14 protein-coding genes and 1 riboswitch are annotated in these 15,275 nt (G+C 65.8%); of the genes, 6 read left to right on the plus strand and 8 right to left on the minus strand.

The features are described 5' to 3' along the window. Nucleotides 1–166: 166 nt before the first annotated feature. The 5 genes from G453_RS0101895 to G453_RS0101915 form a co-directional block, all read right to left on the minus strand. Nucleotides 167–892: an ABC transporter ATP-binding protein gene (locus tag G453_RS0101895; RefSeq protein WP_027189673.1), complete on the minus strand. Its 726-nt coding sequence runs from the start codon at nt 890–892 to the stop codon at nt 167–169. Next, nucleotides 889–1,656: an ABC transporter ATP-binding protein gene (locus G453_RS0101900; protein ID WP_027189674.1), complete on the minus strand. Its 768-nt coding sequence runs from the start codon at nt 1,654–1,656 to the stop codon at nt 889–891. The genes G453_RS0101895 and G453_RS0101900 overlap by 4 nt, the downstream gene beginning before the upstream one ends. A gap of 2 nt (nt 1,657–1,658) precedes the next feature. Beyond that, nucleotides 1,659–2,693, minus strand: coding sequence for a branched-chain amino acid ABC transporter permease (locus G453_RS0101905; RefSeq protein WP_027189675.1), 1,035 nt, complete (start codon nt 2,691–2,693; stop codon nt 1,659–1,661). 2 nt (nt 2,694–2,695) lie between these two features. Further along, entirely contained in the window at nt 2,696–3,640 is a 945-nt protein-coding gene (locus tag G453_RS0101910) for a branched-chain amino acid ABC transporter permease (protein ID WP_027189676.1), read from the minus strand. A 97-nt stretch (nt 3,641–3,737) separates the two neighbouring features. After that, entirely contained in the window at nt 3,738–4,901 is a 1,164-nt protein-coding gene (locus tag G453_RS0101915) for an ABC transporter substrate-binding protein (RefSeq protein ID WP_027189677.1), read from the minus strand. Nucleotides 4,902–5,309: 408 nt separating this feature from the next. Between G453_RS0101915 and G453_RS0101920 the strand changes: the two genes are divergently transcribed. From G453_RS0101920 to G453_RS0101935, 4 genes are all read left to right on the plus strand, one after another. Beyond that, nucleotides 5,310–5,927: a D-sedoheptulose 7-phosphate isomerase gene (locus tag G453_RS0101920; RefSeq protein ID WP_027189678.1), complete on the plus strand. Its 618-nt coding sequence runs from the start codon at nt 5,310–5,312 to the stop codon at nt 5,925–5,927. Nucleotides 5,928–6,051: 124 nt separating this feature from the next. After that, nucleotides 6,052–6,294, plus strand: a complete 243-nt coding sequence (locus tag G453_RS0101925; protein WP_027189679.1) for an FmdB family zinc ribbon protein — start codon at nt 6,052–6,054, stop codon at nt 6,292–6,294. Next, nucleotides 6,291–7,217 carry a hydroxymethylbilane synthase gene (hemC, locus tag G453_RS0101930; protein WP_407635546.1) on the plus strand — a complete coding sequence of 309 codons (927 nt, stop codon included), beginning with the start codon at nt 6,291–6,293 and terminating at the stop codon, nt 7,215–7,217. Before G453_RS0101925 ends, hemC begins: the two co-directional genes overlap by 4 nt. A 411-nt stretch (nt 7,218–7,628) precedes the next feature. After that, on the plus strand, nt 7,629–8,996 hold the full coding sequence (locus G453_RS0101935; RefSeq protein ID WP_027189681.1) for a hypothetical protein: 1,368 nt from the start codon (nt 7,629–7,631) through the stop codon (nt 8,994–8,996). A 90-nt stretch (nt 8,997–9,086) separates the two neighbouring features. On the opposite strand, the gene G453_RS0101940 is transcribed toward G453_RS0101935, so the two are convergent. From G453_RS0101940 to G453_RS0101950, 3 genes are all read right to left on the minus strand, one after another. Next, a complete protein-coding gene (locus G453_RS0101940; protein WP_027189682.1) occupies nt 9,087–9,281 on the minus strand; it encodes a hypothetical protein in 195 nt (64 codons plus the stop codon). A gap of 88 nt (nt 9,282–9,369) precedes the next feature. Beyond that, on the minus strand, nt 9,370–10,449 hold the full coding sequence (gene cobT / locus G453_RS0101945; RefSeq protein WP_043643943.1) for a nicotinate-nucleotide--dimethylbenzimidazole phosphoribosyltransferase: 1,080 nt from the start codon (nt 10,447–10,449) through the stop codon (nt 9,370–9,372). A 109-nt stretch (nt 10,450–10,558) separates the two neighbouring features. Next, nucleotides 10,559–10,732: riboswitch (cobalamin riboswitch) on the minus strand. A 111-nt stretch (nt 10,733–10,843) separates the two neighbouring features. Beyond that, nucleotides 10,844–12,175: an ATP-dependent 6-phosphofructokinase gene (locus G453_RS0101950; protein ID WP_051271432.1), complete on the minus strand. Its 1,332-nt coding sequence runs from the start codon at nt 12,173–12,175 to the stop codon at nt 10,844–10,846. A 69-nt stretch (nt 12,176–12,244) separates the two neighbouring features. On the opposite strand from G453_RS0101950, the gene G453_RS0101955 reads away from it, so the two are divergent. After that, nucleotides 12,245–13,234 carry a glycosyltransferase family protein gene (locus tag G453_RS0101955; RefSeq protein ID WP_027189685.1) on the plus strand — a complete coding sequence of 330 codons (990 nt, stop codon included), beginning with the start codon at nt 12,245–12,247 and terminating at the stop codon, nt 13,232–13,234. Nucleotides 13,235–13,246: 12 nt separating this feature from the next. Next, nucleotides 13,247–15,244: an O-antigen ligase family protein gene (locus G453_RS0101960; RefSeq protein WP_027189686.1), complete on the plus strand. Its 1,998-nt coding sequence runs from the start codon at nt 13,247–13,249 to the stop codon at nt 15,242–15,244. Nucleotides 15,245–15,275 lie beyond the last annotated feature (31 nt).

The raw sequence follows: 15,275 nt of genomic DNA on the forward strand, positions 1-15,275 counted from the left end.
GGCGAATGTTCGGGCCGGGCGCAACAGGAGGCTTTCGGTGTCGGCACTCCAAGCCACCCTTGCATGGCGCTCACACAATACGTTCAAACGATGTACAAACCCAAACCAAGAGAACCATTGATTTTGTTTGTGAAAAACATGTTCATGTTTTTCACAAACGCGGCTGCTAGCCGCCCAGGTAGGCCTTTTTCACTTCAGGGTTGTCGCGCAGCTCGTCGCAGGGGCCTTCCGCCACGATGCGCCCGGTGTCCAGCACGTAGCCGCGATGGGCGAAATCCAGGGCGAGGCGCGCGTTCTGTTCCACCAGGAGGATGGTCATGCCCTGCTGGTTGAGCTTCTTGAGCGTGCGGAACATGTCGTACATCAGAAGCGGAGCAAGGCCCATGCTGGGTTCATCCAGGAGGATGAATTCAGCGCCGGACATCAGCGCGCGGCTGACGGCCAGCATCTGCTGCTCGCCGCCCGAGAGCGACTCGGCGCGCTGCTTGCGGCGCTCGGCGAGGCGCGGGAACAGCTCGAACACGAAGTCCAGGTCCTTGGGCAGTCGGTCGGTGTCCTTGCGGGCGTAGGTGGCCAGGGTGAGGTTGTCCATCACGCTCAGGTTGCCGAAGATGTGCCTGCCTTCGGGCACCAGCACCATGTGCAGGTTGGCCACGATGATGTGCGGCGGCACGGTGAGCAGGCTCTGTCCCTCGAAGGTGATGTCGCCTTCCACCACCTTGGGCCCTTCCGGCGGCCCCAGGCGCGCGATGGAGAGCAGGGTGGTGGTCTTGCCCGCGCCGTTGGCCCCGATGAGCGTGACGATCTCGCCCTTGGCCACGGTGAAGCTGACGCCGTGCAGGGCCTCGATGTTGCCGTATTTTACCTTGAGATTGCTGACGGAAAGCATCAGATGGCCTCGTCTCCCAGATAGGCTTTTATGACCGTGGGATTGTTGCGGATGTCTTCGGGGGTGCCCTCGGCGATGGTTGCGCCGAAATCGATGACCTTGATCCACTTGCACAGGCTCATGACCACGGTCATCTGGTGTTCGATCATCCAGATGGCCAGGTCGAACTCCTTGTGGATCCACTCGATGAGCTTGATGAGCTCAACCACGTCTGTGGAGGGCAGACCAGCAGCGGGCTCGTCCAGCAGGAGGAGCTTGGGCTTGGTGGACAGCGCGCGGGCGATCTCCACCTTGCGCTGCACGCCGTAGGACAGGTTGGGAGGGTACTCGTTGGCCAGATCCTTCATGCCCATGAACTCAAGCAGCTCCATGGCCGTGTGCTCGATCTTGGCCTCACGGTCGGCGTAGCGGCGCGTGCGCAGCAGCGAATCCATGAGCGAGTACCCCAGGCGCGCATGCTGGCTGACCCGGATGTTGTCGAGCACGGTCATGTCGTTCCAGAGGCGGATGTTCTGGAAGGTGCGCGCCACGCCAAGCGAGGTGACCTGATGGGGCTTCATGCCCTTGGTGTCCACGCCGTTTATGGTGATGGAGCCCGACGTCGGCTGGTAGAAGCCGCTGACCAGGTTGAACACCGTGGTCTTGCCTGCACCGTTGGGGCCGATGAGCGCGTTGAGTTCGCGGCCTTCGAGGTTCACCTCGAAGTCGTTGACCGCGATCAGCCCGCCGAAACGCTGGGTGAGTTCTTTTATTTCGAGCAGGGCCATGGCTATTTGAACCTGTAGAAGCGCTTGAGTTTGGGGAAGAGGTCCGACAGCTCGCGGTTGCCCATGAGCCCCTCGGGCCGAAACTGCATCAGCAGGATGAGCCCCATGGGGATCACCACCCACTTGAGGGTCTGGGGCAGGTGCATGACGTCCAGCGTGGGTTTGAGCGCCTCGACCAGCACCCAGTACAGGATGGCCGACATCACCGAGCCGCTGAGCGATCCCATGCCGCCCAGGTACACCATGAGCAGGCAGGCCGTGGACAGCTCGATGCCGAACATCTTGGGGTCGATGTAGCTGACCATGTACGCGAACAGCCCCCCCGCCAGCCCCGCGAGGCCTGAGGACAGCATGAAGGCGATGAGCTTCATGCGGTTGGTGTTCACGCTCATGATCTCGGCGGCGACCTCGTCCTGGTGGATGGCCATGACGCCCTTGCCGTAGGTGGAGTACACGAAACGGCGGATGAGCCAAACCGTGAACACCACGCTTGCGAAGATCCACAGGAGCATCCAGGGCAGCTTGGCCACGGTCTCCATGCCCTCCACCAGCTTGCCCATGCCCATAAAGCCGCGCGGGCCGCCAACGGCGTCGATGTTCTGGATGGCGCTCTTGATGATGTAGCCCGCCGCCAGGGTGATGACCGCCAGATAGTCGCCGCGCGTCTTGAACGAGGGCACGGCAACAACCACGCCCGCCAGGGCCGCTGCCGCGAAGCCGACGCCCAGGATGATGGGGAAGGCCAGCGGCGTGAGCGACATGGGCAGCAGGGGCTGGCCGAACACGGCGTCCGGCACGAAGAGGAACACGCCTGCGATGGAGGAGGCGTAAGCGCCCACGGCCATGAAGCCCGCGTGGCCGCAGCTGAACTCGCCCATGTAGCCGTTCACCAGGTTCAGGCTGGCGGAAAGGATGATGAAGATGCCCACGTTCATGGCCACCGTGAGCAGGTACTGGCTGATGAAGCCCACCTGGGCCAGGCCGACCAGCAGAACAAGCAGGGCGCAGAGCGCCGCAGGTACAGTTGCGCGCTGCATGATTAGATCTTGGTGGTTTGGGGCCTGCCGAACAGTCCCGTGGGTTTGATGGTCAGGATGATGAGCAGGATGGAGAAGCTCACCAGGTCGCGCATTTCAGGCTTGATGAAGGGGATGAAGTCGCTGGAGACCACCACCGCCACTTCCAGGAAGGCCATGATGAAGCCGCCGATGAAGGCTCCCCGGATGTCGCCGATGCCGCCCACGACGGCCGCCACGAAGGCTTTCCAGCCCACCAGCGCGCCCATGAAGGGGTCGAGCACGGGAAAGTTCATAGAGTAGAGGAGCCCCGCCAGACCTGCCATGCCCGACCCCAGGGAGAAGGTGAAGATGATCACCACATCCAGGGGGATGCCCATGAGGGGCACGGCGAACTTGTCGTAGGACACGGCGCGCATGGCCATGCCGAGCTTGGTGCGGGTGACGATCCATTGCAGCAGGGCGAACACCATGAAGCTGGCCACGATGGCCACCAGCTTGGTAAGGGTGATGGTCGCGCCGCCGAACTCGAAGAGCACCCTGGGCATGAGCGTGGGGAAGGAGAGCCTGCTGGTGCCCATGAGCGACAGGTTGCCGTACTCCAGCACGATGCCCATCATGAGCGCCGTGATGACCAGATACAGCCTGTTCGCGCCTTTGAGCCTAAGCGGCTTGTAGGCCACCCGCTCGATGAACACCCCCACCGATGCCGTGAGCACCATGGTCAGGGGTATCGTGGCTGCGAGCACCACCCACTTGTTTATGCCGGGCGGGAAGATGCCGTACTGGCCCATGATGGTGGTGGCGGCAAAGAAGGCGATGTAGGCGCCGACCATGAAGATGTCGCCGTGGGCGAAGTTGATGAGCAGCAGCACGCCGTAGACCAGGCAATAGCCCAGGGCGATGAGGGAGTAATAGCTCCCGAGCTGCAGCGCGTTCAATGCCTGCTGAAGAAGGGTGTCGAGCATGTCCTGTCCCAAGTCTACTGATTGTGAGGCGAAGAAACCACTCGGCGCGAAAGGGGCGCGCGCGTGCGAACCGCGCGCGCCCATGTGTTCTTTACGGTTACGGGCAGACGGATTCGTGGAAGGTGAATTCGCCCTTGTCGTTGATCTTGACGATCACGGCGCACTTGATGGGGTCGCCGGTCTTGCCGTCGAAGCCCATCTTGCCGGTGACGCCGTCGAAGCCGCGGATGGAGGCCATGGCGGTGCGCAGGGCTTCGCGGTCCTTGGCGAGGTCGCCGGAGGGAGCGCCCATCTTCTGGGCGGCGGCCAGCACCAGACCGGCGGCGTCCCAGGTCAGGGCGGCGACGTCGTCGGGGGTTTCCTTGTACTTGGCGTTGAAGGCGTCGATGAACTCCTTGGTGGCGCCCTTCGCGCCGGCGGCGGCGTAGTGGGTCACGAAGTACTGGCCCTTGCAGTCGTCGCCGCACAGGGTCATGAGTTCAGCGGAGCCCCAGGAGTCGGAACCCAGGATGGGGCCCTTGAAGCCAAGCTCGCGGGCCTGCTTCACGATCAGGGGCACTTCGTTGTAGTACTGGGGGACGAAGAGCACGTCGGGCTTGCCCTTGATGATCTTGGTCAGCTGGGCGGAGAAGTCCACGTCCTTGGTGGTGAAGGTCTCGAAGGACACCACGGAGCCGGCTCCGTTGATTTCCTCGAAGGACTTCTTGAAGAACTCGGAGATGCCCTTGCTGTAGTCCTGGTCGACGGCGAAGAGGACGGCGGCCTTCTTGGCCTTCAGCTCGCCGGAGGCGAACTTGGCGGCGGTGGGGCCCTGGAAGTCGTCCAGGAAGCAGGCGCGGAATACGTAGGGGCGGTCGAGGGTGGTTTTGGGGTTGGTGGACCAGCCGGAGACCATGACGGTCTTGTTCTTGTTGGCGACTTCGCCGCCGGGGATGGCGCGGCCGGAGCCCTGGGGGCCGACCATGGCCAGGACCTTCTCGCCCTCGATCAGCTTGAGCGCGGCGTTCACGGCGGATTCGGCCTTGGCCTCGTTGTCCACGTAAACGAAGTCCAGCATGTACTTCTTGCCGGCCACTTCGAGCCCTCCGGCCTTGTTGACCTTCTCCTTGAGCATCTCTGCGGCGTTCTTGCTCATCTCGCCCACCTTCGGGATGTCGCCGGTGAGAGGGATGTTGAAGCCGATTTTGATGGTGTCAGCGCCGAAGGCGGCCGCCGGGAAGGCGAAAGCCGCGACAAGCAAGGCAACGAGGAGTTTTTTCATTCCGACCGCTCCTGTGGTTGAGGTTGCGGGACTGTCCGACAAGAGGCCACTCCAGGAAACACAAGCCACGCTCGGGTGGCCGGGAACCCTATAACGCACCCAATCAGGAAAAAAAAGACAAAATTGCAAAAACTGCATCGTTCCGCTGAGCGGACTTTCAAAAATGCCGCACTTGTACGCGCGCGTCGCACCTGTCAGGCCGGGCGGACTCGAAAGCGGGTCCGCAGAGGGTCCGTCGGAGGCGGCCAGGGCAGGGAAGCGGTCACTTCAGATACCCTGGAACGTGTTTCCTGGCAACTACAACCCTTTGGAATCTTGCGGCGTTGTCTTCGGAGGCCGTTTTGGGTATGCAGGGCAGCCGATTCGACGATGCGGGCGGCTTAAGGCAATCTTCGAGGAGAACCATCCATGTCCAGCGACGCCTTGGAACTCGTGCACGACTATGCCCGCGAGGGCACGGAGCTGCGCGAACGCTTCTTCAGGGACAACGCGCAGGCCGTCGTCACCGTGGGGCGCACCCTGGCCCTGTGCCTGGCCAAGGGCGGAAAGATCCTCTTCTGCGGCAACGGCGGGTCCGCCGCCGACGCCCAGCATCTGGCTGCGGAGTTCGTCAACCGCTTCCAGCTGGAGCGCCCGCCGCTTCCCGCCATCGCCCTGACCACGGACACCTCCATCCTGACCGCCATCGGCAACGATTACGGTTTCGACCAGGTGTTTTCCAAACAGGTCCAGGCGCTCGGGCAGCCCGGCGACGTGCTGGTGGGCATCACCACCTCCGGCAACAGCCCCAACGTGGTGGCAGCCATGCGCGTCGCGCGCGACAAGGGCCTGACCACCATCGCCATGACCGGCAAGAACGGCGAGGTCGTCCAGTTCAGCGACCTGGCCATCCTGGTGCCGAGCACGGTCACGGCCCTGGTGCAGGAGATCCACATCGCCTGCGGACATCTGATGTGCAAACTGACCGACCATTACCTTTTCGAGGCCGTGGTGGAGCTCAAGCCCTACCTGGACGCCACGCCCTAGCGAGGCGTTCCCGCACGCCCGCTTCTTGTGAAGTGAAAAGGGCAAGAGTAGTATGATTACCCCTGAAAAGCATGTTCATGTTTTTCAGGGATGCGACACCAGCGCGCCTCAAGGAGCGACCGACATGCCTATCTACGAATTCCGCTGCGAAAGCTGCGGAGAGGATTTCGAGGAACTCGTCTTCGGCGGGGCCACGCCTCCCTGCCCCAAGTGCGCCTCCGAGAAGGTGCACAAGCTCATGAGCGCCTGCCGCCACAGCGCCGGGCACAACCCCGGCGGCTACCAGGGCAACACCATCCCCGCACCGCGCGCCGGTGGCGGCGGATGCGCCGGATGTTCCGGCGGGAGCTGCTCCACGTGCAAATGAACATCACCATCGCCACGCGCGGCAGCAAGCTGGCCCTCTGGCAGGCCAATCACATCAAGGCCCTGCTGGAAGGCCGACACGCCGGTCTTTCCGTCTCCCTGCTCATCCTCAAGACCCAGGGCGACAAGATTCTGGACGTCCCCCTGGCCAAGGTGGGCGGCAAGGGCCTGTTCGTGAAGGAGATCGAGGACGCCCTGGCCGACAAGCGCGCCGACCTGGCCATCCACTCCATGAAGGACGTCCCCGTGGAGCGTCTCGCGGGCCTGACCCTGGGGGCCATCCCCGAGCGCGAGGACCACGCGGACATGCTCCTCTCCAAGACCTTCCAGAGTCTCGCCGAGCTGCCCCAGGGCGCGACCATCGGCACCTCCAGCCTGCGCCGCCAGTCGCAGCTCATGGCGCTTCGCCCGGACCTGAACATCCAGATGCTTCGCGGCAACCTGGACACCCGCGTGGGCAAGCTCATGGACGGCCAGTACGACGCCATCGTGGTGGCGGCCGCAGGCCTGAACCGCCTGGGTCTCACCGCGCCCTGCATGGTGCGCCTTTGCGCGCCGGACTTCCTGCCCGCCGTGGCCCAGGGCGCGCTTGGCATTGAATACCGCGCCGACGACCAGCGCATCCGCGACCTCACCGCCTTTCTGGACCACCCCGACACCCGCGACGCCGTCAGCGCCGAGCGCGCCTTCCTGGCGCGCCTGGAGGGCGGCTGCCAGGTGCCCATCGCGGCCTTCGGGCGCATCGACGGCGGCGACGTGGCCCTGACCGGCCTCGTGGCCGACCCGGACGGCACGGTGATGATCCGCGCCGAGAAGCGAGCGCCTCGCGCCGAAGCCCAGGCGCTCGGTCGCGTCGTGGCCGAAGAGGTCATGGAGCGCGGGGCGGCGAAGATTCTCGAGGCCGTTTACGGGGCCGGGAAATAGTGCGGGACGCCTGCGTGACGCGGGGAGAGAAAAGCGGAGGCAGAAGAATAAGATGCCTCCGGCGGCCAAAGGGACTGAGTCCCTTTGGAATCCCCAGTAGCTTCGCGTATCGCCCTGTTACTCTGGAATATTCTGCATGCATGGTCATGAAGCGCGCAAAGCCGCGCTTCATGCCTGTTTTCTTGAAATCGCCGTCTTCGGCGATGGCTGGCCGCCGGGATAAGCCGCTTTGGGCGTTCCCGGCGGAACACCCCGCCTCCCCCCGCTCCGGCCCGACCCCGCCTGCACACGACGCGAAGCGGAAAGCCGGGTCCAGGGGAGGCTTCTCCCCTGGCGGGTCCAGGGCGGAGCCCTGGTCTTCTCTTCGCCTTCGCCTTTGCCTCTCTCCCTCTCCCCCCGTGAGCCATCACCATGCCGCGCACTGACAAGCTCCTGTCCGCGCTGTGGGGGCTTACGCTGGCGGCCACGCTGTGGTGCGTGGCGTCGATGGCATTCACCAGCGCCTACAAGGCCCACCCGGACGAGAAGGACCACGTGGGCGCTGGCCAGTACTACATGGAGTACTGGGACCCGCCGCAGCCCGGCGATGAGCGCGCCAGGGGGGCCTACAGCAACTACGGCGTGTCGTATCTGCACCAATTGGACGCGGTGTACTTTTTCGCGGGCAAGTTCGCGCGTGTGGTGAAACCCCTGGCCGGGGAAGACTATCTGGCCCTGCGGCTGTTCAACGTGGGCATGTTCGCGCTGCTCATGACGTTGTGCTGGCGGATTCCGGCGCGGTATCGGGTTGGAGTGCTGCCGCTGTTCATCTCGCCGCAGGGTTGGTACGTGTTCAGCTATTTCAACGGCGACGCCCTGCCGTTGGCCCTGAGCTTCATCACCGTGTACCTGTTGGCGGGTCTTTTGCGGGATGAAGCGCCGGGCGCTGGGGCCGGAACAGGCGAGTCAGCCGTGTCGATGAGGCAGGCGGGACAGACGCGCCGGTTGCTCCTGTTGGGCGCGACGCTGGGGATGATGTCGATCTCGAAGCAGAATTACTATGTGTATCTGGCGTATTTCGGCGCGTTCTGGGGCTTGGCGGTCTGGCAGTCGCGGCAGCGGCCCGTACTGCCGCTTCCGAACCTGAGGCAGGCCGGGCTGGCGCTGGCATTGGCAGCGGCCATTTTCGGCGTGCGCTACGGCGTGCACGCCTGGGTGGTGCGCGATCAGGCCCCGGACGTGGTGGCCAAGGTCGCCGAGCAGTTCGCGGCCGAGGAGTTCAAGCCCTCAAAGCAGGAAAAGGGTGAGGGCTTCTGGGGTTCGCGCATGCGCTCCAAGGGCGTCACCCTGGTGGAGATGTTCACGGGCGAGTGGAAGTGGCACGTGTTCACCTTCCGCAGCGCCTTCGGCAAGTATGGCGGCATGGAGATAGAGGCCCCGCTGATCTTCTACCGCTACATCGGCTGGGCGTTCTGGGCCTTCATGGCGCTCCTGGCCGTGAACATGGCCGTGTGCGGGCGTCAGGCCAGGGAGGCCTGGGGGCTGTGGCTGGTGTTCTCGCTTCTGACCGTGGGGCAGTCGCTCTGGCACTCCTGGACAGCGGACTTCCAGGCGCAGGGCCGCTACCTGTTCCCGATACTGGCCATGACCGCCTGCCTGATGACGCGCTTTTGCAGCGTCGAGCCCGCCAACCTGACAGCCGCGCGCCTTCGCCTGGGCCTGTGGGGCCTGGGACTGACGCTGTGGGGCATGTCTCTATGGTCCTTCGTGGCCGTGGGACTCGCTCGCATCCCGAGATAGCCGCTGTTTGGCGTACCCCATAGGGGATTCCAAAGGGACTTGTCCCTTTGGCCGCCGGAGGCTTTCCCCCACTTCATACTGTCTCGGAATCTAGACCAGTTCGTTGATGACGTGTCCGATGATTCCTTCCTGAATCACATGAATCACCTGATCGGCGGGGGGCGTGGGGATGATGACGTGCCCTGGCGGGTGCGCCACGGGGTCGCCCGGCGGGTGCGCCACGATGGCGTCCGGCGAATGCACAAGGCCATCGTAGGTGGCTATGTGGACCAGACCGTCGTTCATGGCTGACTCCGGGCGTTGGGGTGAGGACGGCCCGAAGAGGTCCGTCCTTCCCACACAATAATTCCTGCCGTGAAGTTTGTCGACTCCCTTATTCAGACGTGCTGACGCCCGCCTGGGCGAAGGTGGCCATCTCGTTGAAGATGGCGGCCGCGCCGCGCAGCAGCACGAGCGCCAGGGCCGCGCCGGTTCCCTCGCCAAGGCGCAGGCCCAGGTCCAGGAGCGGCTTGGCGTTAAGGGCTCGCATTACGGCCTGATGGCCCGGTTCCGCCGAGGCGTGGCTGAAGAAGCAGCAGTCGGCTGCGGCGGGTGCGATGCGGGTGGCGGCTACGCAGGCGGCGGTGGAGATGAACCCGTCCACCAGTACGGCCATGCGGTTTGCAGCGCCGCCCAGGATGAGCCCGGCGATGCAGGCGATCTCGTAGCCGCCGAGCGCCGCCAGCACGTCCAGCGGGTCGCCGGACTCGACGGCGGCCCTGTTCACGTCGAGGCAGGTGGCGATGACGGCGGCCTTGCGGGACACGCCGCCCGCGTCCAGCCCGGTGCCGGGGCCGGTGACGTCCTGCGGGGAGAGCCCCAGGTAGGCGCAGAACATGGCCGTGGAGGGCGTGGTGTTGGCGATGCCCATGTCGCCGGTGCCGATGGTGCGGCAGCCGCGCGCGGCGGCATCGCCAGCGAGCCGGACGCCCAGCAGCAGGGCTTCCAGGCACTGCTCGCGGGTCATGGCCGGGCCTTTGGCCATGTTGGCCGTGCCGGGGGCCACCTTGGCCTGGATCAGCTTGGGGTGCTCGGGATAGGTCCCGCCTGCACTGCCTGCGTCCACCACCAGCAGGTCCGCCCCGGCCTGCCTGGCCAGCACGTTGATGCCTGCGCCACCGCTTACGAAGTTCAGCACCATCTGCCGGGTGACCTCCTGGGGGAAGAGGCTCACGCCCTCGGCGGCCACGCCGTGGTCGCCCGCGCAGGTGAAGATCACGGCGGGGTCTGCTGCGGGGGCTTTGCCGCCCTGGATCATGTACAGGCGAAGGGCCAACTCTTCCAGGCGGCCCAGGCTCCCCTGGGGTTTGGTCAGGCTGTCCAGGTGGGTCTGCCCGGCTGCGGCCAGGGACTGGTCCACGGGGGTGATGCGGGCGAGCAGGGCCTGGTACCGGGTGTCGAGCGTGGTGGTCATCGTATGAATCCTCTGTGAAAGAGAGTGGTTGCGTGCGGACGGCGCAAACAAAAAATCCCTTGGCCCCAGATGATGGGGTCAAGGGATCGCCTTTACCATGGGTTCAATCCGCGAAACGATTCCGGCCATTCGTCTTCAGGCTCGCGAGTCATCCTCCGCCAGCCCTTCCCATCCCGTGAGGGACAGTGGTTTCGCTGGCTTCGTCTTCGCATACTGCGGCGGGACCGCCACGGATTTGCACCGTGTTCCGTAATGGCCGGATATGGTCGGGAACGGCTAGCCCGGCAGGACGAGCGTGTCAAGGCCGGGTGCAGGCGGCATGGTTTGGCCATGACCCCGGCGACGCAGTCGGGGGGCTGCTCCTGGAAACAGCCCCCCGTGCATCAAGAACGTGTCAGGGGCAGGCTGGGGTCGCGCTGAGCTGGCTCTGTCCGGTGGAGTCCATCACCTGCTGCCAGTAACTGGTATTCAGGTCCATCTGCTTGCGCCCGAGGGTGACCAGCGGCAGGGGGATGTGCACGGGAATCCCGTGCAGCTGGCTGACCATGAGCCCGGTCTTTCCGGCCATGCCCGCATGCACGGCCATGGCTCCCAGCATGTTGCAGTGGGCGCGGTCTGCGGCTCCGGCGGGGATGGAGCGGATGATGTAGCTTGGGTCGATGAATTTGAGCGTGATGGGCAGACGGTCCGCGAAGTGGCTCTTGATGCTCGAAAGCAGGAGCTTGCTGATGTCGCCCAGGATCTTGTTGCCGGAGGCGTCGGTCAGGCCGGATTCCGGGAGCAGGTGCTGGCCCGCGCCCTCGGCCACCACGATCACGGCGTGGCCGCGCCGCCTGAGGCGCGCCTCCAACTGGGGCAGGAACCCGCCGGGGCCTTCCAGGGCGAAGGGCATCTCCGGCACCAGCACGAAGTTCACTTCCTTGATGGCCAGGGCCGCAGCCGCCGCGATGAACCCGGATTCGCGACCCATCACCTTGACCAGCCCTATGCCATAGGGCGCACCGAGGGCTTCCACGTGGGCGCAGCGGATGGCCTCGATGGCCTTTTCCACGGCGGTGTCGAAGCCGAAGGTGCGCGCCACATAGTGGATGTCGTTGTCCACGGTCTTGGGGATGCACACCACGGCGGTGCGCAGGTTTCGTTTGGCAGTCACCTCGTGGATGGCCTGGGCGGCGCGCAGCGTGCCCACGCCCCCCAGCATGAACAGCACGCCCACGTTCAGGCGCTCCAGGGCGTCCACCACGTCCTCGGGGTTCTGCGGCCCGCGCGAGGAGCCCAGGATGGTGCCGCCGAACTCGTGGATGTCGGCCACGGCCTGCGTGGTCAACTCCACCACGTCGGGGCTGGATTTGGGGATGAACCCGGCCAGCCCGTAGCGCACCCCCAGGATGGAGGACACCCTGTAGCCGTGGTGCGCCTCCATGACGATGGAGCGGATCACGTCATTGATGCCGGGGCACAGCCCCCCGCAGGTCACGATGGCGCACTTGGTCTTGGGGGGGTCGAAATAGATCTGGCAGCGCGCCCCGGCCTGCTCCATGGCCGCCGGGCGGGCGCGCCTGCCGGATGCGCCGTGCGTGATGTCCACCAGAACTCCCTGGCCGTCGTCCACGAAGAGCGAGTTGGTGCGCGGGTTGGGAATCTTGGCCTGCCCGAGAGTGGGGATGCGGGTCTGTTCGGGGGTCAGCTCAGGCCAGGGCTGGCCGGTGCGCTCGCTTTCGTGCATGATGGGGCCTCGGGTGGGGGATTATCGAGTTCATTGGATAAATAGCCTTCGTCAAGGCGGTATGACAAGATGAAAACCCTTTCGGGACGGACCTTCTTTTTCATCCCGCCCGTGCGCCGGGCCGCTGGCGGCGTGGCGGTGCTGGTGCGCATGGCGCAGTACCTGCGTGAGGCCGGGCACGACGCGCGCCTGGCCCTGCGGGACCGAACCGGGTGGAGGCCGGACTGCACCGGACTGCCCGAGGACGACTTCTCCGAAGTGGAGCTCACCCCGCAAGACGCGTGGGTGGTCCCCGAGGGCTGGGTGAACGCGCTGACGCCGGGGCTCAAGGCCGGGGCGCGCTGCCTGTCCTACGTGCAGAACTGGGCGTATCTCTTTTCCGGCCTGCCTCAGGGCGTGGACTGGCGGAGCCTCCCGGTGACGCTGTTTGCGGTGTCTCGTCCCGTGTCCTGGTTCATCGGGCAAAGCCTGGGGGTGGACGTCCCCATCCTGCGCCCCGGCATCGACACGTCAGTGTTCGCGGCGCCGGAGCAGAAGCCCGATCGGCTCACCGTGTCCTACATGCCCCGCAAGAACAAGGCCCTGGCCGAGCAGATCAGGGCCGTGATCGCGGCCAGGGGCAACTTCCAGGTGGAGTGGGTTGAAATAAGCGGCCTGGACCAGGCCGGAGTGGCCGGGGCGCTTGCGCGCAGCCACGCCTTCCTGGCCACGGGCTTTCCCGAGGGCTGCCCGCTGCCGCCCCTGGAGGCCATGGCCAGCGGAGCCATCCCCGCCGGGTTCGCGGGCCTTGGCGGCTGGGACTACATGCGCCAGGCCGAACCGGGCCGCTACCAGCCGGACTGTCCTCTGGACCCGGTCGCCTGGGGCGGCAACGGCTTCTTCGTGCCGGACAACGATGTGATGGGCGCGGCCCAGGCCCTGGAAAAGGCCCTGGCCCTGCGCGTCTCGGGCGGGGAGCCCCTGCGCGCCGTGCTGGACGCCTGCGCCGCGACAGCTCAGGCCTACGGCCTTTCACCGCAGCGAAAAGCGGTGCTCGATTTCTGGGAGCGCCTGGGCTAAAAGCCCTCCTGCATGACCACCGCGCGCGCAGCATTCGCCTCCAAACTTCTGTTCCTGGCAGTCAACGCCTTGTTCTCCGGCCTTTTGTGCTGGGAGATGGGCGGGCGTTCCAAAATGTTCGTGCTGGCCTTCCCCCTGGGCTGCGCCCTGTGCCTGTGGCGGCGGGGCATGATCCAACACCTGCTGGCCGCGCTTGGCGCTGGGCTCATGTTCTTCGGGTTCCAGTCCTATTCGGCTCAGGCCCAGGTGCTGCACTATCTGGTCAGTGTTTGCGCGCTTATGCTGCTGGCCGCGTCCGGGCCGGGGCTGCGCACGCGATCCTACGGCCCGCTGCGGCTGTGGTTCATGGGCTTCGTGGGTGTGATGGCGGCTGGCCTGCCGCTTCTGCCTCTTGGCGAGTACGCCCAGGCGTTTCGCGAACTTGGACCGCTGGGATTTGTCCGCATGGCGGGGTATTCCGTGGCCTCCAGTTCCTTCTACGCCCTGGCCGCCCTGGACAGGCTGGCGCTGTACGCCCTGTTCGCCTGGGAGCTCTCGCGACTGCGGCATGACGGGGCCGACAACGGGCCGTCCTCCCTGCTGCGCGGCGTGGCAGCGTCCCTGCCCGCCGCCCTGGTCTTCGGGCTGGCAGAGTACTTCCTGGCCAGGGGCAAGGCCTACGCCATGAGCGACAGGCTCACCTCGCTGTTTCTAAACCCTGGCTGGTTCGCGGAATACGTGTGCGTGGGCCTGCCCTTCCTGCTGCTTTTCGGGCGCAGGCGCGGGCGCTGGTTCTTCTTTGCCGTGCTGGCCCTGTCGCTTGCGGCCATGGTCTTCACCATGGCGCGGGCGGCCTGGCTCTTGTCCGCCTTGCTGGCCGTATCCTGCGTGGTGGCGGGGCTGGCCCGGTTCGACCTCTTCGCCCTGGATTACCGGCGCATGGCCAAGGGCGCTGCCCTGGGCGGCGCGGCGGTGGCCGTGCTGGGCCTCGGGGTGTACGGCGTGCTCTCGGCCACGCGCATTTCGCTTCTGAACTTCCCCCTGGCCACCATGATTGCCCAGCGCCTGGAGCGCTTCTCCGAGACGCCGCGCCCCACCGTGTTCAAGAGCGGCGTGCTGGTGGGCCTGGAGTCGCCGGTGTCCGGCATGGGCTACGAGACCTACGCCTGGCACTATCCGGCCCTGATGGCCGTCCCGGCCAGCGGGCTTAAGCAGGGAATTCCTGCCGACGCCGAGGTCTTCGAGGCCACCCACAACCTGTTCATCCAGATTTTCGCTGGCGGCGGCGCGCTGGGGCTGGCGGCGTGGCTCCTGCTGGCCGGGCGCTCGGCGCAGCTGGCGCTCAGGCGGCATCGGCGGCGGGCCGAAGCCATGAGCCTCGCGGTGCTCTTGTCGCTTGGGGCCTTTCACGTGTTCGGGCTGTTCCAGGAGATGATCTACATCCCGGCGGTGTGGCTTCTGTTCTTTGCGGTGGCGGCCTGGTGCCTGCGCCAGGAGGACGAGATCGGCGGCTGGGTCGCGGACTTCACGCAGAACCGGGCCGCGCGGGTAGTTGCCCTGGCCGTGCTGGCGGCGCTGTGCATCAACCTGGGCAACGCCGGGTTCGCCGCTACGGCCAGACGGCTGGGGCAGGATGTTTGGCCGCCTGAGGGCGCGCGCCAGCTCCAGGGATTTTCCGGGCCTGAGGCAGTGGACGGGCGGCTGGTGCTGTGGAGCTGCGGCGCGTCGTCTTTCAGGCTGGAAGGACAGGGGCCGTGGCGTTTCGAGCTGGGGATCACCCACCCCGACCTCTCCGCGAAACCGGTGCGCGTGGCGTTTTCACGGGACGGGCGCGTACTGGCCGAGGCAACGTTCGGCTCCGCAACGGCCCGCACCGGCGCGCTGACTATCCGTGCGGATGAGGCGCGTCCCGGAGACCGCGTGTATCTGTGCGTGTCGCGCCTGTATTATCCCATCGTGTCCGGCATCAAGGACCACCGCGCCCTCGGGGCCTGGGTGGCCGGGCCTGGGCTCGGCCTGGGGCAAGAGTGACGGGGCGGAGCATCGGGAAGGCGGGGGCGGG

Origin of the sequence: Fundidesulfovibrio putealis DSM 16056, from assembly GCF_000429325.1 — a bacterium.
Taxonomy (GTDB): domain Bacteria; phylum Desulfobacterota; class Desulfovibrionia; order Desulfovibrionales; family Desulfovibrionaceae; genus Fundidesulfovibrio; species Fundidesulfovibrio putealis.